21 protein-coding genes are annotated in these 24,574 nt (G+C 38.6%); 6 read left to right on the top strand and 15 right to left on the bottom strand.

What is annotated here, in order from left to right; translation table 11 throughout:
• Nucleotides 1-449: 449 nt before the first annotated feature.
• From H2672_RS08170 to H2672_RS08190, 5 genes are all read left to right on the top strand, one after another.
• Entirely contained in the window at nt 450-1,631 is a 1,182-nt protein-coding gene (locus H2672_RS08170; RefSeq protein WP_186670816.1) for a galactokinase, read from the top strand.
• A complete protein-coding gene (galE, locus tag H2672_RS08175; RefSeq protein ID WP_186670817.1) occupies nt 1,632-2,636 on the top strand; it encodes a UDP-glucose 4-epimerase GalE in 1,005 nt (334 codons plus the stop codon). It begins immediately after the preceding gene.
• A complete protein-coding gene (gene galT, locus H2672_RS08180; protein WP_186670818.1) occupies nt 2,633-4,111 on the top strand; it encodes a UDP-glucose--hexose-1-phosphate uridylyltransferase in 1,479 nt (492 codons plus the stop codon). The genes galE and galT overlap by 4 nt, the downstream gene beginning before the upstream one ends.
• Nucleotides 4,112-4,132: 21 nt before the next feature.
• On the top strand, nt 4,133-5,161 hold the full coding sequence (locus H2672_RS08185) for an aldose epimerase family protein (protein ID WP_370569624.1): 1,029 nt from the start codon (nt 4,133-4,135) through the stop codon (nt 5,159-5,161).
• Between the two features lie 213 nt (nt 5,162-5,374).
• Nucleotides 5,375-6,316, top strand: coding sequence for a Gfo/Idh/MocA family protein (locus tag H2672_RS08190; RefSeq protein ID WP_186670820.1), 942 nt, complete (start codon nt 5,375-5,377; stop codon nt 6,314-6,316).
• A 74-nt stretch (nt 6,317-6,390) separates the two neighbouring features.
• Here H2672_RS08190 and H2672_RS08195 read toward each other — a convergent pair whose 3' ends face one another.
• The 14 genes from H2672_RS08195 to H2672_RS08260 form a co-directional block, all read right to left on the bottom strand.
• Nucleotides 6,391-7,431 carry a Gfo/Idh/MocA family protein gene (locus tag H2672_RS08195; protein ID WP_186670821.1) on the bottom strand — a complete coding sequence of 347 codons (1,041 nt, stop codon included), beginning with the start codon at nt 7,429-7,431 and terminating at the stop codon, nt 6,391-6,393.
• Between the two features lie 149 nt (nt 7,432-7,580).
• On the bottom strand, nt 7,581-8,549 hold the full coding sequence (locus tag H2672_RS08200; protein ID WP_186670822.1) for a sugar phosphate isomerase/epimerase family protein: 969 nt from the start codon (nt 8,547-8,549) through the stop codon (nt 7,581-7,583).
• 22 nt (nt 8,550-8,571) lie between these two features.
• Complete coding sequence (locus H2672_RS08205) at nt 8,572-9,597, bottom strand: Gfo/Idh/MocA family protein (RefSeq protein WP_186670823.1); 1,026 nt, start codon at nt 9,595-9,597, stop codon at nt 8,572-8,574.
• 23 nt (nt 9,598-9,620) lie between these two features.
• Nucleotides 9,621-10,346, bottom strand: coding sequence for a ThuA domain-containing protein (locus tag H2672_RS08210; protein WP_186670824.1), 726 nt, complete (start codon nt 10,344-10,346; stop codon nt 9,621-9,623).
• A gap of 84 nt (nt 10,347-10,430) precedes the next feature.
• Nucleotides 10,431-11,450, bottom strand: coding sequence for a LacI family DNA-binding transcriptional regulator (locus H2672_RS08215; protein WP_186670825.1), 1,020 nt, complete (start codon nt 11,448-11,450; stop codon nt 10,431-10,433).
• A 19-nt stretch (nt 11,451-11,469) separates the two neighbouring features.
• Entirely contained in the window at nt 11,470-12,288 is an 819-nt protein-coding gene (locus tag H2672_RS08220) for a carbohydrate ABC transporter permease (RefSeq protein WP_186670826.1), read from the bottom strand.
• Nucleotides 12,288-13,148 carry a carbohydrate ABC transporter permease gene (locus H2672_RS08225; RefSeq protein ID WP_186670827.1) on the bottom strand — a complete coding sequence of 287 codons (861 nt, stop codon included), beginning with the start codon at nt 13,146-13,148 and terminating at the stop codon, nt 12,288-12,290. Before H2672_RS08225 ends, H2672_RS08220 begins: the two co-directional genes overlap by 1 nt.
• Before the next feature lie 79 nt (nt 13,149-13,227).
• Nucleotides 13,228-14,529: an ABC transporter substrate-binding protein gene (locus H2672_RS08230; protein ID WP_186670828.1), complete on the bottom strand. Its 1,302-nt coding sequence runs from the start codon at nt 14,527-14,529 to the stop codon at nt 13,228-13,230.
• Between the two features lie 172 nt (nt 14,530-14,701).
• The gene (locus H2672_RS08235; protein ID WP_186670829.1) at nt 14,702-15,400 is read right to left on the bottom strand and encodes a YesL family protein; all 699 of its coding nucleotides are present in this window, start codon (nt 15,398-15,400) and stop codon (nt 14,702-14,704) included.
• Between the two features lie 158 nt (nt 15,401-15,558).
• Nucleotides 15,559-16,452, bottom strand: coding sequence for an ROK family protein (locus tag H2672_RS08240; RefSeq protein WP_186670830.1), 894 nt, complete (start codon nt 16,450-16,452; stop codon nt 15,559-15,561).
• A gap of 302 nt (nt 16,453-16,754) precedes the next feature.
• Nucleotides 16,755-17,729: a proline dehydrogenase family protein gene (locus tag H2672_RS08245; RefSeq protein WP_186670831.1), complete on the bottom strand. Its 975-nt coding sequence runs from the start codon at nt 17,727-17,729 to the stop codon at nt 16,755-16,757.
• Nucleotides 17,730-17,785: 56 nt separating this feature from the next.
• Nucleotides 17,786-18,310 carry a DUF2179 domain-containing protein gene (locus H2672_RS08250; RefSeq protein WP_186670832.1) on the bottom strand — a complete coding sequence of 175 codons (525 nt, stop codon included), beginning with the start codon at nt 18,308-18,310 and terminating at the stop codon, nt 17,786-17,788.
• A gap of 347 nt (nt 18,311-18,657) precedes the next feature.
• Nucleotides 18,658-20,706: a CocE/NonD family hydrolase gene (locus H2672_RS08255; RefSeq protein WP_186670833.1), complete on the bottom strand. Its 2,049-nt coding sequence runs from the start codon at nt 20,704-20,706 to the stop codon at nt 18,658-18,660.
• Nucleotides 20,707-20,774: 68 nt separating this feature from the next.
• The gene (locus tag H2672_RS08260; protein WP_186670834.1) at nt 20,775-22,277 is read right to left on the bottom strand and encodes a BCCT family transporter; all 1,503 of its coding nucleotides are present in this window, start codon (nt 22,275-22,277) and stop codon (nt 20,775-20,777) included.
• A 503-nt stretch (nt 22,278-22,780) separates the two neighbouring features.
• Here H2672_RS08260 and H2672_RS08265 point away from each other — a divergent pair.
• On the top strand, nt 22,781-23,434 hold the full coding sequence (locus H2672_RS08265; protein ID WP_186670835.1) for a TetR/AcrR family transcriptional regulator: 654 nt from the start codon (nt 22,781-22,783) through the stop codon (nt 23,432-23,434).
• Between the two features lie 374 nt (nt 23,435-23,808).
• Here the strand turns inward: H2672_RS08265 and H2672_RS08270 are convergent, their stop codons facing one another.
• Nucleotides 23,809-24,564: a hypothetical protein gene (locus tag H2672_RS08270; protein ID WP_186670836.1), complete on the bottom strand. Its 756-nt coding sequence runs from the start codon at nt 24,562-24,564 to the stop codon at nt 23,809-23,811.
• Nucleotides 24,565-24,574: the final 10 nt, after the last annotated feature.

Genomic DNA, 24,574 nt, shown 5'->3' on the forward strand with positions numbered 1-24,574 from the left:
AAATTCTCACCTTGTAAAATTTCCTTCTTCTTAAAATGGCTATATTAATCTGTAATTCTTTCGCTGTTCCAATCAATAATAAAAAGTCATCATTAATAAAGGTTTATATATTTATCATCCTCTCATTTTTCTTTACGCTAATTATAATATTTTTAGTCGTTTAGATTAGCTTGCTCAGAAAACAATCTGAATAATCAACTACTATATATGATAGATGTAAATGATTTACTTTACAAGATTTTATAGTTTAATTTCCAGTATTTTAAGAGTCTACACTCTTCTTTTGATATTTGTTTACTAGACAACCTCATCTCCAGCTAATTGAACCATTTCTTCAAACCCCACTATTTTAATAAATTCGGACATATGAGTTTGAATATTGCCTTAATGTATAGTACACTCAACTCAACTTAATTAAATTAACTTATTAACTTTAGGGGGTAGCAAGTTTGGCAAAACCAAATTTACTAGATGAATTTCAATCAATATTCAACGTTACCAAAATACCGCGTATATTTTTTGCACCAGGACGAATTAATCTAATTGGTGAACATACGGATTATAATGGTGGCCATGTGTTCCCCGCCTCAATTTCATATGGGACATACGCACTTGCTAACAAACGAGATGATCAAAAGTTACGTTTTTACTCGTTGAACTTCCCTTCTATTGGTACCATTGAATGTGATCTTGCTGATTTAGACTATAATGAAGCACATGATTGGGCGAATTTCCCTAAAGGTATGATTCAATGTATGAAGGAAAGTGGACTCAAAATAACGACTGGAATGGATATTTTATTTTACGGTGACATTCCTAATGGTGCCGGGCTTTCCTCTTCTGCTTCTATCGAAATGGTCACTGGCGTCCTATTAGAAGGACTTTTCGAATTAAAAATTGATCGTGTACAGATGATTCAACTTGGGCAAAAAGTAGAAAATGACTATATCGGCGTCAACAGTGGAATTATGGATCAATTCGCAATTGGTAAAGGTAAAAAAGGGCATGCCATTCTATTAAACTGTCAAACATTAGCTTACAACTATGCACCAATTGAGCTTAATGACCATGTAATTATAATCATTAATACCAATAAACAACGAACACTCGCTGGTTCAAAATACAATGAACGTCGTGCGGAATGCGAGCAGGCTTTGGCGAACATACAAACAGTTATCCAAATTAAGAGTCTTGGCGATTTGACGGAAGAACAATTTGAACAACACAAACACCTTATTACTAATGAAACAAACCAAAAACGTGCAAAACATGCTGTCTATGAGAATCTGCGGACAGTTGAGGCCCTTCAGCAATTACAACAGGGCAATTTAGAGACATTTGGGCGATTAATGAATGAATCACATACATCTCTTCAACTGGATTATGAAGTAACAGGCATCGAACTAGATACGATTGTCCAAGCAGCATGGGATCAACCAGGGATTGTGGGTGCCCGCATGACTGGCGCCGGTTTTGGTGGGTGTGCGATTGCAATTGTTGAAATTGACAAAGTTGATAGCTTTAAGAACAATGTTAATAAAATCTATAGTGAAGAAATTGGTTATGAGGCATCATTTTACACCGCTACCATTGGTGACGGTGCACGAGAACTTACTGAAGGAGTGTATTAAATGAGTGTATTAGTTCTAGGTGGAGCTGGATATATCGGTTCACATGCGGTTTATCAGTTAATTGATCAACAGACGGACGTTGTAGTGATTGATAATCTACAAACTGGGCACAGAGAAGCTGTCCATCCCAATGCAACATTTTACGAAGGTGATATTCGAGATATCTCGTTTATGCGTAGCGTATTTACCAATGAATCCATTGATGCAGTTGTTCATTTTGCAGCTAATTCCCTTGTTGGAGAATCTATGGAAAAACCACTGGAGTACTTTGATAATAACGTCTATGGTACACAAGTATTACTGCAAGTAATGACAGAGTTTACTGTCAGAAAGATTGTCTTTTCATCCACGGCAGCTACTTATGGGGAGCCAGAATCTGTCCCAATTACAGAAGAGATGCCAACCAATCCGACAAGTACTTATGGGGAAACAAAACTGACGATGGAAAAAATGATGAAATGGTGCGAACAAGCCAATGGCATTCGCTATGTTGCATTACGCTATTTCAATGTGGCAGGTGCACGGGAATCTGGAGAAATCGGCGAAGACCATCATCCCGAAACACATCTCGTACCAATCATTCTCGAAGCAGCACTCGAACAACGGTCACATATCACTGTTTTCGGAGAAGATTATGATACACCTGATGGCACATGTATTCGTGATTATGTCCATGTAGAGGACCTTATCAATGCGCATCTTTTAGCACTTAATTATTTAAACAATAACGGGAAAAGCGATATTTTCAATCTTGGCAGTAATCAAGGATTTTCAGTCAAAGAAATGATTGATACAGCACGAGCAGTTACAGGTAAACAAATCCCTGAGAAATCAGGTGAACGACGAGCAGGTGATCCTAGTATCCTAATCGCAAGCTCTGATAAAGCTGCCACCCGATTAGGTTGGCAACCAACGCGAACTTCGATTGAAAAAATCATTCAAGATGCTTGGAACTGGCATGTCAATAATCCAAATGGTTACCAGAAGGATGTGACAGCTAAATGATCTACTCAGATATTAGAGGACTCATTCAAAAAGGTATCGAAGTGGGGCTAATCGATACCGCTGACCAGATTTATGTGACGAACCAAGTACTTGCACTGCTCCATCTCGAATCTATGCCTACAGAAACTGAAGACACAACAGATGATTCAATTCCAAACCTGCTCGACAAAGTCATTGCCTATGCTACCGAAAACAATGTCATTGACAATGTTTTCGATGACAAGGAAATACTTTCTGCTACAATCATGAACTGCTTTGTGGCCAGGCCATCTGTTATCAATGAAGTTTTCCAAAAGAAATATAGTAACTCTCCAAAAGAAGCAACTGACTATTTTTTTGAATTAAGTAAAAACAGCAATTATATTCAGATGAACCGCATCAAGAAAAACATCCATTTTAAAGCTGCAACAATCTATGGTGAAATGGATATTACCATTAACATGTCGAAACCCGAGAAAGACCCCGAACAAATCAAGAGAGAAAGCGAATTGAAACATGATGTTGATTATCCAAAATGTCTATTATGTATTGAAAACGAAGGATACGCTGGCCGGACAGGTTATCCAGCTAGAGCAAACCATCGAATCATTCAAGTGCCACTTATAAATGAAAATTGGTATCTGCAATATTCACCTTATGTTTATTACAATGAACATAGTATTTTACTTGCTGAAGAACATCGTGATATGAAAATTGGTAGGGACACTTTTAAGCGGTTACTTACTTTTATAGAGAAATTCCCACATTATTTTATTGGTTCGAATGCCGATTTACCAATTGTCGGTGGATCTATTTTGAGTCATGATCATTATCAAGCCGGGAGTTATGATTTCCCAATGGCAAAAGCAACAAATGCATTTTCGTTTGCCTTAGAAAACTTTCCAAACATAACTGCATCTGTCCTGGAATGGCCGTTATCAACCATTCGCTTGCTGTGTGATGAAATTGAGCCATTGATTCTAGCAGCTGACCATGTCCTAACCACATGGAGACATTATAGTGATGAGGAAGCGGATATCAGAGCATTTAGTAATGATAGCCCACACAATACAATCACACCGATTGCACGAATGCGCGCTAACAAGTTTGAACTAGATCTTGTCTTACGCAATAATCGAACGACTGAAGAACATCCACTAGGGATTTTCCACCCCCATGCAGATGTCCATCATATTAAAAAAGAAAATATTGGACTTATTGAAGTAATGGGCCTCGCAGTATTACCAGCTCGCCTTAAAGATGAATTAGCTGAAATCAAGAAGTTTTTACTAGATCAAACTAGTGCTGTAGCCCCCTATCATCAACAATGGGCAGAGCAAATGAAAGGTAACTATGGAGAATTGTTAAACCAGGAACAAATTGAACCCATTTTAGAAAACGAACTTGGGATTAAATTCGCCAAAGTTCTTGGAGATGCAGGTGTTTTTAAAGTACAAAGTGAGTGTGAACGATTTATCAAAACTTTGAATAAGTAGGTGGCTAGTCAGTTGAAAATAGTGACGCAAGATATTCTGAATAAATGGAAGTTGTATATACTAACAAATGATAATGGCATGAAAGTAAGCTTTTTGAATTTTGGTGGTATCATCACTGATATAAGCGTTCCAAACCGGCATAATCAACTTGAAAATGTGGTCCTTGGCTATAAAAATTATCTCGATTATGAAAAAAACTCGAACTTCTTTGGCGCAATTATTGGTCGCGTTGCTGGAAGAATTCAAGATTCTTCATTCACTATCGAAGATCAAACATATACATTGGTAGCAAATGAAGGTGACCATCATTTACATGGAGGTGATGGAGGATTCCATCAAGTAGTCTGGCAAACTACCCCCTTTCACACAGATGATAAAGTAGGCGTAAAATTAACCCATATGAGCTTAGATGGTGAAGGTGGATACCCTGGTACTATTGAGGTTTCCGTTACCTATACATTGACAAATAACAATGAGCTCATCCTTGATTATTCAGGGACATCCGACAAAACGACTGCGCTTACTATGACAAATCATTCCTATTTTAATTTAAATGGGAATTTAGCCGCTACGATTCACAACCACCATGTTACAATAGAGAGTAATGAATTCGTTGAACTTGATACGGACCTAATACCCACTGGTAAAAAGATCCATGTAGTGAATACACCATTTGATTTCCGAACTGAAAGGAAGCTTGTTGACGGCATTAATTCCCTGTCAGCGCAAAATAGAGTTGCTAATCATGGCTATGATCATTACTTTATTCTCAAGCAAACTAACCAACCAAACATCTGTGTAAAAGAAGAAACGAGTGGCCGTGTTATGACGATTAAGACCACCCAACCAGGCGTCGTTATGTACACATCGAATACCCTTGAAGACGACCTTGAGTTAGCAGAAGGAAAATCAAAACCTTATTTAGGTGTCTGTTTTGAAACACAAGCTTCCCCTGCCTCCTTGCATCACGAGGGCTTACCACCAGTTATCTTAAGAGCTAATGGATTATATGAAAAGCAGACAGTGTTTTCATTTAGCATTGAGGGCTAGTTTCACTTTATAAGGCAGGACTACTTATTATTGACTATATATTGAACAAATGAAAATCTATGTAACTGAGCGAAGGCGCCTATCAAGGGGTAGCCGTAGCCCTAAGACTAGCTGCGAAGCTGTTCGACTTAGGGCGGTGGGCATCCCCTAGCGCCGCAGCGAATTCAATGAAATTCTTTACTTCTACATATATAACTAAAAGGGGGTATTACTGTGAAATTTGGAATTATCGGAACAAATTGGATTACAGATCGACTTATTAAAGCAGCTAAAGAACATCCCGAGTTTAGCATAGGGGCAGTTTACTCAAGGACTGAGGATACAGGGAGAGCGTTCGCAGAGAAACATAATATCGAACATGTGTATACAGATATGATAGAAATGTTTCAAAGTGGTAATATTGAAGCTGTTTATATTGCATCGCCCAATGCGTTTCATGCAGAACAAAGTATTTTGGCAATGAAAAACGGCATTCATGTACTTTGCGAAAAACCAGCAGTCACTTCCTTAAATGAAATGGATCAAGTAATTAAAGCATCTGAAGAACATCAAGTAACCTATATGGAAGCTATGAAATCCACAGTTACACCTACATTTCTCAACTTGAAAGAGCACCTAGCTAAGATTGGCCCACTCCGCCGATTCGTATTTCATTATAATCAATACTCCTCGCGTTACGATAAATACAAAGCAGGTATTATAGAAAATGCTTTTATACCAGAACTGGGGAATGGTGCAAAAACGGACTTAGGCGTTTATTGCATCGCACCTATTATTCATCTAGTCGGTGAACCTAAATCTGTACTCAAAAACACTTATTTACTATCCACTGGTGCAGATGGCCAAGGAAGTATGATCTTAAATTACGATGAATTTGAAGCTGTTATTATGTACTCCAAAATTTCAGATTCCTATTCCCAAAATGAAATACAGGGTGAGAATGGTGTCATCGAAATCGATAAAATCAGTGATCCGAAACAAATTATGATCAAATACAAAGACGGTCAAACTGAAGATATTTCTGTTAAGCATGAATTTGATTCTATGTACTATGAGGTCGAAGAGTTTATAAAATGCGTGAAAAACAAACAGATACAATCTACAATTAATACGCATGAAATTTCTCGCAGTGTGACTAAAGTTCTTACTTTATAAAAAAAGGGTTGTGCAGTATGAATGTTGAATTCATACTGCACAACCTTTTTGGTTCAAATCTCTTTAATAGTACTTCAGAACTGTATCGCCCTCCCAGTTTCCGCAGATTCATAAATAGCATTCACGATTTTTTGAATGATCAGCCCCTGTTCAGGCGTACTTAATGGGGTCTTACCTTCCAAGCAACATTCTACAAATTGATTGATTTCAAGTTGATGACCATTTACTTCTGGTAAATAAGCGGGAGTACTATCAATTAATGTGTTGTACTTCTCCTGATAAATTTTCAAAGGGAAAATATCAGCTCCCCCTTTATTCCCCATCAGGGAAACCTGCATCGTCTCATCTTTTTCGACATTTGCAGCAAAAGCAGCTTCCAATGTTAAAGTGGCTCCATTTTTAAATGTCACCATACCAACAGCCATATCTTCTACTGTATAGTTTTCATAGTCCCAATCACCAAATAGCCCTACTCCTTTTTTATGGCCTATTTGTTGATGTGTTTTCCCTAACACAACGTCAGGTTCTGGGTAGCCCATGAGATAGAGTGCGGTATCTAGCATATGAACGCCAATATCTATTAATGGGCCTCCGCCTTGTAATTCCTTATTCGTAAATACACCCCAACCTGGAATACCTCTTCTACGAATAGCGTGAACGCGCGCAGCGTAAATATCGCCCATTTCTCCCGCATCAATAAATGATTTTGCAATTTCCACTTCAGGTCGATAGCGATAATGAAAGCCATACGTTAAAATTTTTCCAGACTCGCTAGCTGTTTTCGCCATCAATTGTGCTTCTTCCATAGTCATTGCCGGTGGTTTTTCGCACAACACATGACAACCCGCCCCGAGCGCAGCAATCGTAGCTTCCGCATGAAATTTATTAGGTATGCAAACACTTACCGCATCTAATTCTACGTTTTCAAGCATTTCTTTATAGGAGGAAAAGACATAAGGAATTGTAAATTGTTCTGCAACTTGTTGTGCACGTTCCACTATAACATCTGCTATTGCGACTATTTCTACCTCGTAGCCGCTGTTCAAATAATTAGGGATATGTACACCACTAGCAATTCCTCCAGCACCAATAATTCCAACTCTTAATACACTCATTCAAACCACTCTTTTCATTTTTGGATTACCTACAATTTGTTGTTGATCACCTGATACAGGTTTACTATATGAATACATGCATTAATTTAACCGTTAAAAAAGTTGCGTTGTATGAATATCAACCTCATACAACGCAACATTTCTATTTATTATACCCACCACATATCTGCAGGCTGATCTTTAATCATTACAGATTTCAAATTAGTCACTGCACGTGAAAACCCTTCATCAACCGACATTAACGGATCTTCATGTTCGATACTTACAACATAATCATAGCCATAGGTGCGTAATGCACTCATCATATCTGACCATTCTTGGATACTATGCCCACAGCCGACAGATCTAAATGTCCACGCACGTGTTTGCACATCACCGTATGCCTGCATATCTGTTAAGCCGTGCATATTCACATTGTCCTGGTCAATAAATGTATCTTTGGCATGGAAATGATGAATGGCATTTTCTTGCCCTAAAATTTTAATAGCTGCGACCGGATCTATTCCTTGCCACCAAAGATGACTTGGATCTAAATTGGCCCCGATAGCGGGTGAAGTAGCTTCTCTTAATTTCAACAGGGTATAGGGTGTATGTACTGAAAACCCACCATGAAGCTCAATCCCTATTTTCACACCGTGATCTTCCGCGAATTTCCCTTGTTCTTTCCAGTAAGGAATGAGTTTTTGTTCCCATTGCCAGTTATAGATATCCGAGTACTCTGTTGGCCATGGGGATATCGGCCAGTTTGAATGTGTTGAGCCCTCGTGAGATCCCGGTGTCCCCGAAAATGTGTTGACAACAGGTACATTTAATAACTGTGCTAGTTTAACAGTTTTCACGAATGTATTATGCGCATTTTGAGCAACTTGTTTATTTGGGGAAACTGGGTTGCCGTGACAGCTGAAGGCACTAATCGTTAATCCGCGTGATTGGATTTTATCCAGATATTCCTTCCGCTTATCCTCACTTGCAAGTAGCTCATCTACATTACAATGAGCATCTCCTGGATAGCCGCCTGTGCCAATTTCAACGGCCTCTACACCCGCTTTTTTCACGTGATCCAGCATGTCTTCAAATGATTTTCCTGCAAATAAAACAGCAAATACGCCTAGTTTCATGAATCGTACCTCCAATGGTTAGTTAAATTTTTGTGATTTGTTTTGTTTCCATTGATTCCAAAGCTGCCAAGATTACCTGTAATGATTTCATACCTTCCTCACCATTAATGAGTGGCTCAGTATCTTGCACAATTGAGTCAACAAAATGATCAATAATATGCGTGGTTGTTTGACCACCTTCGGCATTAGACTGAATTCCACCCAATTCATAGTTAACGACTTCTCCATTTTTATATTGCACAATTAACGAATAGTTTGCATCATCTTCTAAACGTAATGTAGCATGTTCACCGTAGATAATTGTGGAATTATCTTCTTTTGCCGTATAAGCCCAACTAGCTGCAAGCGTTCCAATCACGCCGCTTTCAGACTTTAAAATACAAACAGCATTATCATCAACATCTGTATTCTCTTTTGCACTTGTTTCGATAAAACCAGCTACTTCGACAAATTCTTCTCCAAGTAAATAGCGGAGTAAATCAGCTTTATGTACGCCAAGATCCCCCATCGCTCCAATAAAAGCTTGCTCTTTATTGAAGAACCAACTGTCTTTGCCGTCAATACTCCACCCTTCAGGTCCGCCATGTCCAAATGCAGTTCTGAAACTATAGATTTTACCTACTTCACCTTTTGCAATTAAGTCTCGTGCCTTAGCGTGCGATGGTACAAAACGTTGATTATGAGCAATCATTAATTTTTTATTATTATTTTTTGCAGCCTCAATCATTTCCTCTGCTTCTGCTCTCGATGTTGCCATAGGTTTTTCACACAATACATGACAACCTGCTTGTAAAGCTGCAATTGAAACGGGTGCATGTAAATAGTTTGGTAAACAAACACTCACTGCATCCGGCTTTTCCATTTCAAATAACTTTTCATAACTCGTATAAGCTTTTGCACCATATTGTTGCGCAATCTCTTGTGCTCTTTCTTCTATAATGTCACAGACAGCGACAATTTCTACTCCTGAATGGTTATTAAATTCTCCTAAATGTCTATATCTAGCAATGCTACCGCATCCAATAACCGCAACTCGTAATTTCGACATTACCTTCACTCCTTCAGTTGTTTTCACTCGTAATGATTCGCAATTTTCTCCAATGGCTTAGCATTTCCATAGATTGGTGCTGGTGTATTCGAATTGTCGGCCCATTTCACTGCATTACGAATAACCTGTTGCACATCTTTATTGTAATATGTTGGGTATGTTTCATGTCCTGGACGGAAATAGAATATCTTCCCTTTGCCACGCTTAAATGTGGCCCCGCTTCTAAATATTTCTCCACCTTCAAACCAACTGACAAATACTAACTCATCAGGTGCTGGGATATCAAAATGCTCCCCATACATCTCTTCCTTTTCAAGTTCGATATATTCCCCGATGCCTTCTGTAATTGGATGGCTCGGATCAACAACCCATAATCGCTCTTTCTCATCTGCTTCACGCCATTTAAGATCACAAGTCGTCCCCATCAATGTCTTGAATATCTTAGAAAAATGAGCTGAATGTAAAACAATCAAACCCATGCCTTCCAATACACGCTTCTTAACTCTTTCCACTATCTCATCTTGTACTTCATCATGCGCAAGATGCCCCCACCAAACAAGTACATCAGTATCATTCAAAACCTCTTGCGTTAAACCGTGTTCTAGCTCGTCGAGCGTTGCTGTTTTTACATCGTTAGAGTCCTGTTGTAAAAAATCTGCAATTGCCCCGTGGATTCCTTTTGGATAAATATCTGAGACAACAGGATTTTTTTGTTCATGACGATTTTCATTCCATACGACTATGTTCATGAATAGTTCCTCCTTCAAAAAGATCTGTTGCATGTATTCAAGCAACCGGTTGCACTTACGCTAAAAGTTACAAATTGTCCCCACTTACAGGGGTAAACACGAATTTCTTTCCACAATAACAGTTGGTATGATGACACTTTTTCTAAACATTTGCGGATCTTTCACCAGTTCGATTAGGCAGTGCGCAGATTCATAGCCCAATTGAAATATTTGTGTATCTACCGTCGTTAAGGGCGGATTGGCTACTTTCGATATGACTGAATTATTAAAGACAATCATACTCATATCGGTTGGTACTTTTATATTTTTTTCACTTAAAGCGGTCAACACAATTAACGCATTTAAGTCATCTGAGACAACTAATGCAGTAGGTGGCTCAGCTAAGCTCATTAATTCAGCGACAATTTGTTTGCCATGGTTAAGATCGAATTGTATATTCTTGATGAACCCCTCTGGAATATCCAAGTTCTTTCCTTTTACCGCTTGAATGTAACCATTTAATCTAGCTTCACTTACTTCAAACTGCTCATCTTCACCAATAAATGCAATCTTTTCATGTCCAAGGTTTAGTAAAAAATCTGTAGCTTCTTTCGCTGCTTGAACGTTGTCATTATCTACAAACATGACCTTACCGGATTCAATTAGAGGTTTGCCTATGACGACAAAAGGAATACCAGATTCAATTAAATAAGGAACCACTTTATCATCTTTTTTTGAGTATAAGACAATCATGCCATCTACTCTTTTTCCACGTACCATTTTTACCGTATCAGTAAAGATTTCTTCCTCAGATTCCCCTGTAGTTAGACTGATACTGAAATCATGCTTACTGCACAAGGCACTGATTCCCCGAATAACTTCTGGAAAAAAGGAAGTAATTATAGATTCCTTCGCAGAATTTTTCATAATAATACCGATTGTCTTTGTTGACTGTAGTGCGAGCATTTGCGCATTATAGTTCAGATGAAAGCCCATTTCTTCCATGACTTCTCGAACTCGTCGCTTCGTTTTCTCACTAATAAGAGGACTATCCGAAACGACACGTGATACGGTGGATGGAGCTACATTCGCCTTAGCCGCAACGTCTTTAATTGTTACAGACATAATCAACATCCTTTTACGCTTATTTAACGGCACCTTCGGATACCCCTTCAATAATTTGTTTCTGTGCAAAGAAGTATCCGATAATTACCGGAATAACTGCAATAGTCAATCCTGCTAATGCTAAATGCCATTGTTTTGTATACTGTCCGAAGAAAAGATACATTTTCAAAGGAATCGTCGCACTTGAATCTGCTAATATGAGTGATGGTAGTAAGAAATCATTCCAAATCCAAATGACATTTAATATACCTACTGTAACAGAGATAGGTTTTAGTAATGGGAAAATAATCTTCCAAAACACTTGGAATTTATTCGCGCCATCGATAATAGCCGCCTCATCCATAGAATTAGATATTCCAGTCATGGCACCATGGTATAAAAAAATGGATAGACTAGAACCGAATCCTAAATACATTAAGATCAGACCTGGGCGATTCAGCATATCTGCTTTTCCAAAAAGCGAAACAAGTGGAATCATAACGGATTGAAACGGAATTAACATAGCAGCAACAAAAACCAACAAAATTATACCACTAAGTTTACTTTTGTTTCGGGCAAGTGCATATCCTGCCATAGATGAAAAGATAATTATAACCCCTACACCCACAACGGTAATTAAAACGGAGTTGAAAAGGGATTTAAAAAAATCTAAATCATTAAACGCTTTAACAAAGTTATCTGTCGTGAGTTCCTTCGGTAGACCAAGTACACCCGAAAAAATTTCTCTTTTTGTTTTAAATGCATTAACAATCATTAAATAGAACGGTGATAGCCATAATAAAGCAAGCAAGAGTCCAAGAAGCTCTATCATATACAGTTTACGCTTACTCTTCTTCATTATAGATCCACCTCCCGCTTTTTATTGTAGTAAACTTGCGTTACAGCAACAAATGCTATTATCAGGAAAAAAATAACGGCTTGCGATTGCGCATAGGCCATTTTGTTTTCAGTAAAAGCTGTTTTCACAATATTCATTGCAGCCATTTGGGTAGAGTTGTAAGGTCCACCATTCGTCAATGATAAATTTTGGTCATAGATTTTAAATGAACCGGACAACGTTAAAAACATACTAACGGTAAATGCAGGTGCTACGAGTGGGAATGTGATGTTGCGAAAGCGTTGGAAACTAGATGCCCCATCAATTTTCGCTGCTTCAATTAAATCCTTCGGAATGTTTTCTAAGTATGCAATATAGATGATCATAATGTAGCCTGCCATTTGCCAAGATGTCAAAATTACTAATCCCCAAAAACCAGTTGCTGTCGTGGACAACCAACCCGTTAATGCCTCAATCCCTAGTAAATCTCCTAAGCTTCCAAAAACACTGATAAAAATAAACTGCCAAATGAACCCTAGGATAAGCCCGCCTATCAAGTTGGGCATGAAGAAAACCGTTCGCATAAAGTTACTCGATTTCATTTTCCGGGTCACAAGCATAGCTAGACCTAACCCTAAGAAGTTTAGAAGGATGACAGATGTCACTGCAAATTTAGTCGTAAACCAAATGGATGCTCTAAATTCTTCATCTTTAAATAATGTAATATAGTTTTTAAACCCTATGAATTCAGTAGCCACTAGTCCATTCCAATTTGTAAAGGAGTAAATGAACCCATAAATAAATGGAACAATAATGACTAGACATAAACTCACTAGTACTGGCATTATAAATAGCCAAAATGATAGATCACGGTTTCGCACTTCTAGCACCCCCAATATGTAGTACAGCTAACAAAAACGACGTAGGCTTTTGTTAGCTGTATTGTTCTGTTGAATCCTGTTATTTGCGTTCTTCTTCCCATTTAGCGCGTGATTGAGAAATAACGTCCTCCCACTCCATGGAACCGCTTAAATACTTTTGCATATTAACGCCAAGTACTTCTTGACTCCACGAAGTTGGAGATGCTAAAAATACCCATCCTTCAATTGTGTTCCCTTTAGAAGCATAGTCATAAATTTGTTGCGAAAGCGGATCTGCTATTTTTGTTGCATCATAGTTTTGATAGGCTGGGATGAATTTAAAGTCTTCTAGTACAGCATTCTTACCTGTTTCTGATGTGTACATCCAATTCAAGAATTCTTTACTTGCTTGGACTTTTTCGGGATCACTCGCACTATTGACAGCCCAATAGGACGGGACGCCAGTTGGAATCTTGCCTTCATATCCTTCTAGAGGAACTGGTAAAATACCGATCCCATTTTCCGCTAGTTCTGGATCCATATCGTAAACTGAATTATAGATCCAGTTGCCTTGTTGAATCATCGCTACACGTTCTAACGAGAATAATTGTTCCACTTGTTGAGAATAGTCTAAGCTTAGGACAGGCTGAACGGAGTATTTATTCTCCAGGTCTAGATGCCTTTTCAATTCATTGCTTTTTTCAAATGGGATTGTCTTTGCATCAAAAGCTTCTAGAATATCATTATTAAATTCTGGTGCAAAAAAGATGTTTGCTAGATGGTTTCCAATTACCCATTTTTCTTTTGCTGCTAGTGCAAATACAGCGTCAATACCAAGCTTTTCCTTTTGGCTGTCTAACGTTTCAGCAGCGCTCTCTAAATCCTTGAAAGTTACAATTTCATCGGGATTGATGCCCGCTTCTTTAAAAATCCTCTTATTATAAATCAAGCCATACCCCTCTTGATTTATCGGTAATCCTAGCACTTTATCACCGTCTGTTACGGTGTTTAAAGTTCCTTCATTAGCCGTTTTAGCAGCCTCTGTATCAGACACATCCGCTAAATACTCTCTATATTCTTCAACAGCAGACGGTCCACCTACATTAAAAATGTCTGGGGCTTCACCGGAAGAGAATGATGTTTTCAACAACCCGCCATAATCAGCTCCTCCACCAACCGTTTTAACATTGATTTTTACATTGGGATGTTCTTTTTCATACACTTTAACTAACGCTTCAAACTGCTCTTTAATTTCTACTTTAAATTGTAAAATGTCAATTGTTACTTGGTCCCCAGATGCTACTTTTTTCCCTTCGTCGTCGGAAGCTGAGCACCCCACTAGTGCAAATATAGATACTAACAATACGGAAATTAAGCTGACAAAACAATTCTTGCTTCTCATAGTATCTCTCCTTTTTGTTATCCTCAGTGAAAGCGGTTGCACAGTTTCCTATTCAGTATACTTCGGGTATTGATTCCTCCTCTCCCATATGTTTATGAAACCGGTTGCATTCATTGCGCATTTCCAGATTAACACGCACCCCATAATTTAGCAATACAATATTCAGTTTGTTTCATTTTTTAGTTTTTTCAATATTATTGAGATGATTTCTATAAAAAGCAGAAAAGGATAAAAACGCAATAAGAGACCCTGTCAAAAAGGGTAGGAAGTACCTGAAGACGTTTATACTAATATAGAGGACTACACCACTGCTGATGGTCACCGCAATAAATAAAACTGGGCTTCCTATAGTAAGGAGAAAAGCATTTTTAATTGAAGTAAACAACTTCATATGATAATGAACAGTAACCGAAAAAAGATTGATTGAAAAGACATACAAGATAATACCCATGATCATAAAAAGAAACATCATTATACTATTATTATCATTGAAAAAGTAGTAGACATCTGCCGCCCAAATCATCCAAGCTATTGTTAAAATAAGCCCAATTAATGCACTTCTTTTATAATTTTCTTTATAATACCCCCAATATGACTTTAATAGATGACTACTACCTTCATCTTTACTAATCCACCCTCTCACCATTCCAAACATTGCGGTCGTTGCAGGGAAGAATAAAATTGGCATTAATAGTATTATAGGAATCAATAAAAAGGGTAATGCTTCTTTCTGTTCAATAAATAATAGATTTAAAAGTAAATAAACAATAGGCATATTAAAGAGTATCCAAAATAGATTAATCAAAGAAAACTTCATAATCCATTCGCTAATAGCATACAAGCCACCCATAAAACCTGCTGTGTTATTCATACTTGTTCCACCCCTTACTTTCTATATTGCATATTTTCACCGTGTACAACTCCTAAAAAGAGAGTCAACCACTTAATGTGATTACTCTCAGTCATAGAAGTAACAAAAGGAGCTTTTTTTCAAAGTTTCAGTCTTCAAGAGTCTGTATAGTGTATACTTCAAAGAGTCTTGCTAGGTAAATGCAATGACGCGGCCCCTAATAATCCTGCTTTATTACCAAGCGAGGCCTTCAATATTTCCACATTAGAAAAACTTTTCAACATTAATTGTTTTGCTTTGCTAGTTACCATTGCTATTAATCTATCTTGCTCCATTATCCCACCGCCAATAATAATCGCAGGAGGATTAAAGATATGCGTTAATGACACGAGGCCATATGCAACTTCAAGTACCCAGTCATTAAGTACCCTCTCAAGTGATACATCACCTTGTTCCAGGCCTTCAAAAATCATTCGCCCATTGATATATTTGTTATCGATCTCCAATGATTTTTTAACTAAGGCGGTAGTCGATCCATACATCTCATAACATCCTACGCAGCCACAATTACACTTCTCGCCTCCAGGATGCAAAATCAGGTGACCAAATTCGCCTGCACCTCCATTAAGACCTTTATAAACAGTAGAGTCAATTACAATTGCGCCGCCTATACCTGTTCCGTAAGTTAAGCATAAGAAATCGTTAATTTCTTTACCAGCTCCAAAATGTTTTTCCCCTAAAGCAGCCGCATTCACATCGTTTTCAACTTTCACAGGAACACCGAATTCAGCTTCAAAAATAGCCTTTATTTTCATACCTGTATAACCCGGAAAGTTTTCATTCGCGTAAATGATGGATCCTTCTTCACTGTTTACTTGACTTGCTGTACTAATACCAATGACATCAAATTCTATATAAGTCTCTATAACTTTCTTAATAATATTATCAACTAAGTATTGTCCACCCTTTTCAGCTTCAGAATCGAATTCTATAAATGCAGAAGCATTTCCTTTTTCATCAGCCATGCACATCTTAATAGATGTTCCACCAATATCTATTGCTAGTATTTTCATATGCTCCATCCCTACTTTTCTTGTTTTTTATGCAATTAAACTAGTTGAATTTGTCTGCGAATTAACTGTAGCACAAGTTTTTGATTCTATCCACCCACATATGATCACTTATAATACGCGTTTCAGGTTGCAGGTTTAATCCAAAATAATCCAATGTGCTTTCTAAATGAGCTATCCCAGCTAAGGCGTGTCTTAGTAGTAGCCGAAGCGTTTTCATTGGCATGATCTACGCAAAAAATCCTGATTCAAGTGATAGCTATAGCTTCATTTGAACCAGAATTGTTATTCGTACTATAAAAAACCTATTTCTTTCTAGTCATTCTACCTAACAAAAATGCCCCTGCCGACAGTCCAATGACCTTATTCGTTTTCTTATTAAACACCTGTTTCACAACTAGATTTAAATTCTGCGGCCTTTCAGCAAGACGTCTCATAAAATAGCCATACCAATCACTACCAAAAGGAACATATGTACAGAAGTTATAGCCTTCATTCGCCAGTTGAAGCTGCATATCCACTCTGAACCCGTATAACATTTGGAATTCGAACTTTTCATTTGAAATATTGTTCACTTTTACAAACTTTTTCACATGGTTAATGACTACATGGTCATGTGTCGCAATTGATGTGAATTTGCCGTTTAACAAATGCCATTCGATGAGCTTGATATAGTTTTCATCAATTTCTTTCTTATCTTGATACGCGTATTCTTCTGACTCTTTGTACGCACCTTTCACGATACGTAAGCGGAAGTTTTCATACTTTTTAATGTCTTCTACAGCTCGGAAGAAATAAGCTTGGATCACTGTTCCTATATTAGAATACTCCTTAGATAGCGTTTCTAATATATCAAACGATGGTTGTAGACGGTTGTGATCCTCCATGTCAAAGTTGATGAAAATATCATAAGCGCTCGCTTTACTCACAATTTCCTTTAAATTATCCAAACAGAAATCATAGTCAATATCCAGACCAAGTTGAGAAGGTTTTAATGAGATATGTGCATCCACTTTATGTGTATGGATTGCTTCAATTACATCAAGAATTTGTCCTTTTGCTTCGATTGCTTCTTCTTTTTCACAAACGAATTCGCCTAAATTATCGACCGTACAAGAAATCCCTTGCGCATTCAGTTCTTTTATACTTTCAATCGTTTCTGCGACATTCGTCCCCGCGACGACATGTTGTGCCCCTAATTTCAAACCATATTTTTTTGCTGCAGTATTTAGTAATTGATTTTGAGATAATCCAATAAATAAATCTTTTAATATAGCCATTCTTTATACCCCTCGCACTATTTTTAATGGTATTCACATTCAACATTTTATGGAGATTAATTACGTCCTGAGTTAAGGTTTTTCAGCAAAAATCCGCCGTTAAACTTGTTTGGTTCATAGGAGATTATAAATGCTTTAGGCGCTAATGAAAGGACCAGTTTTCTTAATTTCTGTTCGTAATTTCGTTTCGCTAACACTTTCATAACGAGTCGTTTACCGTCTTTACCATCTGCCACCCAAGATGTAACCCCATACCCTTGTTCACGGATTTTCATTGGTATTTCGATTTCAAGTGAATCAACGACCACGTCAAAGACAATATAACCGAGTGCCAAGCGCTCTTCAATTTTACTTCCGAGGAAGACGCCCATTCCCCAGCCTACACAATACGCTGCAATATTGATTGGGTTGTCTAAATTGTCTAGGACAATTGTTAAACCCATCAGGTAAACAAACACTTCGCCCATCGAAAGAATCGATGCCGCCGTACGGTATCCTTTAATAACAAGAATGACGCGTAACGTGAATAAAGAAACATAAACGATATTAATGGCGATGATGATAAATAGTATAGCTGTCATGAGATCCCCCTCAGGTCTTTACCTTATTCATTTTAAAAGAAGTAACTATTCACTCGCTTTCAGATGCCCTGTACCTGATAGGTAAAACGAATCCAATTTTCACCCATACATGTTTATAACGGGACCAGTCTCCTATGAATAATCCCGTACAAATGCGTGATTGAAATTAACCTAATTTATCATACTTGAATAAATTATCATGATTACTAAAAGTGTGTTTCATACTTATAGAATGGAACATAGAAATACGTGTAAAAATAGTACTTTAAACGTTAGCCCACTAAAAACTCCTTGTGCCAGACGGTCTCCCATAAAAGAAAGACTGTCTGTACAAGGAGAACTATTGATTAAACAAAATCCCTTGGAACTGCTATTTTCCATGTTTTATTAAATACTTCAGTTTCGCCTTCATATGCAATTAGCTCATTCGAGACATAGAATTGCTTATCATCTGCTGTCATGATGCTGGTGCTCTTAAGGCTCGTTTGCCATTCACCCCGTCCTACAGTCAGTGTCCAATCACATTGAACTTTGGCAGACTGTGGATCCTCTTCTGTAACGGAATAGACGTTGCGATTTGTGCTGCCATATTCGATTCCGTTACTAGGAAGCATTCTTGCCCCTTCATCAGAAAAGTCATCTAGCGTCCAAACGTCTGTAATTGTATTATGGCGAATTTCTCTGGTCCGGTTTGCTTCACGCAGAATCACACGCTCCATGACAGCCGCGGTTTCTGGGTGTTCGAACGGTTGTAATTCCTGATCGATTGCTTTAGGTTGTCTAATTGGCAACGTGAGATACGTCTTTTCATTGGCAAAGACGGTCAATGTCACTGGCTCAGGAGATGGCCAAGCGTGTGGCCAGTATGTTGGCGATACCGCTAATTGCCAACAATGTCCTGCAGGTAAATTATGTCCGATTGCATTCATACGTAACGTTACCGTATATTTTTTTCCCGGCACTAGGTGCTCAGGGTGCTCATGGCTGTTTCGGTGTGTCAAGTTCAACACTCCCCACGTCACGCGTGTTGATGAACCGTCTGGTGCAACGTCATTCAGGCGAACGGTGAGTAATGCATTCGGCTGGTCTGATGCTACTTCGACTGTAAACTCAGGTGAACCTAGAATTTCAATCGCCTCATTTACCGGGTCAGATGTGAAGACTACGGATAGGCCATTTTCAATTCGCTGATCTGCAGGAAGATCTCCTGGTTGTCCGAATGGGCAGAACACACCGGAATAGAGCCCATGATGCTGAACACTTGAAACAGTAATTGCTTGCTCCGCAACCGGTTTATCTGAAAGCTGTTGTTTGTTCAAATAATAGGCTTTTTGTTCTTGCGCCTTAGGTGGCCACTCATTTTCAGCAACCCAATGACCTGGTCGAATCGCGTAATCCGTTTTAGGAGGTACGCTATCTTGTACCCATGCACGTAGCATCGGTTCTTCCATGATGCCTGTGTCAACGCCTTTTAGCCAATGATCCCACCAACGTACGCATTCTTGTAAAAAGCCGATTTGTGGACCAGGAACCGCGACTTCAGGATATTCATGCGCCCATGGGCCGATCAACCCTTTGCGTGGACCTTTCAATCCTTCAAGTAAACGAGGGATGGCATTGGTATAGCCATCAGCCCATCCTCCTACCGCATATACAGGGATGTCGATATCATCATAGTTTTCACAGACGGAACCATGTTTCCAATACTCATCGCGGCGCTGGTGTCTCATCCATTCTTCTACGAATGGCGGTGTTTTCTCTAAACGTTCCAACCAACTTTTTCTCCATGCATCCCCTACAACTGCGGGATCCGCAGGTCGCGCATTGTAGGCAAGCATCGTGGAACCCCACCAAAGCATGTCCGAAGCAAGAAGTGCACCGCCTTTATAGTGAACATCATCAGCGTAACGATCATCTGTCGAACAAAGTGTAATGATTGTTTTCAGCGCGGGATGACGACGTGCCGCCATCTGCAGGCCGTTAAAACCGCCCCACGATTTCCCAATCATACCTACTCCGCCTGTAAACCATGGCTGCTTCTCAATCCATGACAGTACTTCAAGTCCATCGTCCTGCTCCTGCTTTAAATATTCGTCATATAAAATCCCATCTGAATCGCCACATCCACGCATGTCCACACGAATGCTCGCATAGCCGTGACCCGCAAAGTACGGGTGACGAATCGAATCCCTTAGCGCCGTAAAATCATTTTTACGATAAGGGAGGTATTCTAAAATAGCAGGTACCGGCTGTTGTTCTGCGTCTACAGGTAACCAGATGCGTGCCGAGAGACGTGTCCCGTCAGACAACGGAATCCAAACATGTTCGATTTCCTTAACCTCTCTCGGAAATTTTGTTTTAATTGACCGGTTCGATTCGCGTACATTGAAAACCATGTAATTACCTCCAAGTAATAATTTTAAAACCTAGCGTGCGAGTGAAGTATTACTAATTTAAATCTGTTTTATTGTTTCGGGAAATCCTGCTTTAACCATTTGAAAAACGAAACGATTAACAATAAATAAATAACAAATATCGGTACGGATACAATGACGGCAGAAGTTTGAATGACACGTAATCCTCCTATATTTAGTAAGGTTACCGAAAGGACTGCAAGGATTGCACCCCATACCATACGATGCCATCTAGCAGGATCTTGTCCATTTTTTATTTCCTTCGTCGCAATTGCCGCAAGGATATAGGTCGCAGAATCAAGTGAGGTAGAAAGGAAAATAACCGCCAGCACCACAAAGAATGGTAACACAATGTAGCTGAGTGGCAATGACTTCAAGATTTCAACAACTGCCGCTGGACCACCGCTATTGGTTAGAATATCTTTTACCGGAAGAAGGTCATTCAATTGTAGATTCATTGTGTATCCACCGAAGACCATAAAGTAAGTCCACCCACCGACTGACCCCCATACCAGCATATGTGTAATTAGTTGGCGAATCGTGCGTCCTTTGGAAATCCGTGCAACAAACAAGCCCATGAATGGAGCCGTGGCAGCAAACCAAGCCCAATAGAATACTGTCCAAGCTTGTGGGAATCCACCTTTGCTAATTGGATCTGTATAAAAACTCATTATCGCAAAGTTTTGGATCATCATTCCGAAACTGTTGGTAAAATACGTCAAGATGAACAATGTCGGTCCCGCAATGAAGATGAAAACCGCAAGAGCCAATGCAAGGAAGACATTTATGTCGCTCAATCGTTTAATTCCTTTATGCAGTCCCATATAAGCGCTTGCAGAGTAGATGATTGTAATACTGATCACTATAATTGTATCGAGCATCAATGATTTATCTAGCCCAAAAATGCTAGCGACAACTGCCGAAACCATTGGAACACCCAGTCCAAGTGATGTACCAAGACCTCCGACCAAACTCCAAATTACCAACACATCAATTAATTTTGCAATCTTGCCATCTGAATATTTGCCGAGAACCCCACTAAGTGCAGTGCTCATTTTTAACGAAGGACGTTTCTTTACAAAGTACGAGTAAGCAATGACAACTGTCGGGAAAGCATAAAGTGCCCATGCTGATGTTCCCCAATGGAATAAGCCATACGTCAATGCCCACTCTGCCGCTTCATTACTCTCGGGCTCGATTCCGAAAGGTGGTCCCATGAAATAATAAATCGGTTCCAACATTGACCAATACATAATACTTGTCCCCATGCCTGCAGTGAATAACATTGTCCCCCAGCTAAATGTGGAGAATTCGGGCTTTCCTTCACCCAACTTGATTTTCCCAAAACGGCTAAATGCTAACCAAATGAGTAATATAAATAATCCGATTGTTAAAAACTGAAATGCCCAGTCCATTTGATAGGTAATGGAAGTCATTAACTTATTCAAATACGGTTCCGCTGTTCCTTTGTTTAACACTAATAACACAGTTGCCGCAACTATAACGACGATTGATGTCCAGAATACAAATGGATCAATTCTAACTTTCCCCATACTTCCAATCCCCTTTTTAAAATTCGAATTGTTCAAAACCCCTGATTTGTAGCTATTTCTTCATATTGGTAACGCTTTCAGTTTAAAATAATGGTATTTAAAATGGTAATCATTTGCTAGTCTTTCTCTCATCCCTCAAATCATACCTCTTTGTTTACAGATAACTTCAATCAGTGCGGGTTTCCACCCCCTCGTCGATCGTTAGTTGAACCTATCTAGCATTTAAGGGTCGTCACATTTCTACATAATCTCTTTGCCACCCCCAATTAATGATATGTGGATAAAACTGTTTGTTCATGCGGGATAAACATAGACTTATATCCATGAGTAGTTTTAAACCAGACTCATATAAATAATCATGATTATTTATTTATATTGATTATATTAACACATCCAAAAACATAGAACAATCTAAATAACAGCCTTTTTTTTAGTAGATAATGTATAATAGGCATACTCTTGTCAAAAATTTGCTAGTATATAGATTATAGGGGTGTTATTAGATGGGGAATAAGAAGATTCAAAGAAGCCGGATGTGGAAATACTTTGTTGATGCGACAGCGGAAATAATTGAAGAAGAAGGGATTGAAAATGTCACCATCCGAAAAGTAGCCGATCGGGCGGGCTATAACAGTGCAACGATTTACAATTATTTTACGGAGATTTCACATTTGATATTTTTCGCTTCCATGAAGTTCTTGAAAACGTATACGGATGATGTGGGTAGCGCTATTGAAAAAGGTAAAAATCCATTGGAAAAATACATACTCTCTTGGGAATGCTTTTGTAAGCACTCTTTTCAACAGCCGCAAATCTTTCATGCCGTATTTATCAAGGATTTAGGTAATCATCCTGAAAAGCTCTTGGCAGATTACTACGAGATTTACCCAAGTGATCTGATTAATTTTCCAGAAGAACTAAAAGTCATTTTATTTGAACGGAGTGTGTCAAAAAGAGGGCGGTCCATTTTGGAAATTGCTGCAAATGAGGGTTTCATCGATGATGCTAACATTGATAAGGTCAACGAGATGACGATTCTAATTTGGCAAGGTATGCTCACTAACTTTTTAAATAACCGGACGACTCATGATGTCGAAAAGGCTTCGGAAATCACGATGGACTATATTACGGAGATTATTCTAAATTCAAGTAAGTAGTTGTGCTAATCATTCACGTTCAAAGAAAAAAGAACCTACCATTTTTCGGCCACTGGACAGTTCTATTATTAATTTTCTTCATCCCTACATAACTTTTTTCGCAAATAGTTTTTGATCTGTTTGCAAAATAACTGTAGCCCAAGTTTTTAATTCTATCCACTTACATATGAACAATTTCAGAGTACGTATCTAACACTTCTGCAAATAGTTTACTCAATTAAAAACGGGAGACTCCTCATGTAAAGGAGTCTCCCGTTTTAACTTCGATTTCTTTTTATATGCAGAAATGCATGAATATAATTGACTACGCGAAGGTACCGTAGCAAATTTAATTGGATTCTTAACTCCAATATTTCTAAAAGCATCTTAAATGGTCATGACAAATACATCTCTCGCCACTTTTTCCGTTCTTTTTCATTCAATTGTGCTTCTAGCATTTCATCCCAGTGTTCTGACAGCGTATTCCACACCCTTGCATAGAGTAAATCCTCTGCCTCGTTATACAGATGAAATTCGATGCAAGGAATCAAATCGACTTCTATGTCTGAAGCCGATACAATTTCGGACACAACAATCTGAACGTTTCCTTCACCTGATTCTACGCCCATCGTTATAAGCGCATCTAGTAGAACCGAATCCTCAAGCGTTTCTATAGACCAATCATCAATTTCACTTTTAAATCGATAAAGTTCATTCTCTTCATACGCCATATTCTTTATTTCTCCATTCAGAAAAGCTTGATGGCATGGACTGTAAAGCGCTTGTCTAGAGCCAATTTCTGGTTCATGGACAAAAATACCTGTTTTAAACTGCCGGACCCCAACGTCTGTCAAAGAGTAAAACCCTTCTCTTTTTTCGATTACACCTGTTCGAGTCATTTTATCGATTAATTCATTGATAAAGAGCTGTTCGACGAGAAGAATGTCACTCAACTCTTCAGCAGTTGCAATATCGGCTTTTCCAAAAGCAATCAACATCATTTTCATAAGAATATCCACTTTCGTTCGCATAACGGTTTGGTAGACAATCTCGACAGAATTAACAGGTAAACTCCATGACAGAGAGCCCTTTATTTTTACATTAAAATCCTGTTGAAGTTCTTTTGTTAACCGTCCCTTTAAGTCATTCATACACAGGAAT

Source organism: Sporosarcina sp. BP05, from assembly GCF_014282005.1.
In the GTDB taxonomy this organism is placed as follows: Bacteria; Bacillota; Bacilli; order Bacillales_A; family Planococcaceae; genus Sporosarcina.